Genomic DNA, 649 nt, shown 5'->3' on the forward strand with positions numbered 1-649 from the left:
GCTGCATATCGAGGCGCTGACCAGGACGCTGCATCTTCTCAACGCCGGTGCCTGCCTGCCGCGGGAAGCATCGATCTTCGTCAATTTCGACCCGTCAGTGTTCACCGAACGCGCCGTTGCCGACGCTGCCTTGCGCGAAATGCGGCTCGTGCTGCACGAGGCCGGCATCGACCCGCGTCGCGTCGTCTGCGAGGTGACCGAGCAGCGGTCGGCGTCGCAGGAAGCCTTGCATGGCTTCGTCGCGGCACTGAGGGCCAACGGTTTTCGCATCGCCGTCGACGATTATGGCGCGGACGATTCCGACATCAATCGGGTCAAGGAATTGAAGCCGGATATCGTCAAGTTCGATGCCTACTGGATCACGCAGCTGATGGAGTCCGGCGCCGGCTTCGCGTTGCTGACCACCATGGTGAAGAACTTCGAGGAGCAAGGTATCCATACGGTGTTCGAAGGCATCGAGGAGGGCTGGCAACTGGAGCTCGCCGAGAAATCGGGTGCGTCGATGGTGCAGGGTTTCGTGCTGGCGCGGCCCGAATTGGCGCCGACCAGCTTTGGCGTCTTCGACAAGGCCAGGCAGGCGCCTGTCGCTGCTGCCGTCGACACGTCGGCTCCTGCCGTGGGAACGCCTTCGGCGCGGCCGGTCAAGGCC

The 649-nt window shown here is 63.8% G+C and carries 1 protein-coding gene; it reads left to right on the forward strand.

The features are described 5' to 3' along the window. On the forward strand, positions 1-649 hold a 649-nt coding region (locus EN939_RS36905), incomplete at both ends, for an EAL domain-containing protein (RefSeq protein ID WP_164751632.1).

The organism is Mesorhizobium sp. M7A.F.Ca.CA.002.05.1.1 (assembly GCF_003998335.1).
Classification (GTDB): domain Bacteria; phylum Pseudomonadota; class Alphaproteobacteria; order Rhizobiales; family Rhizobiaceae; genus Mesorhizobium.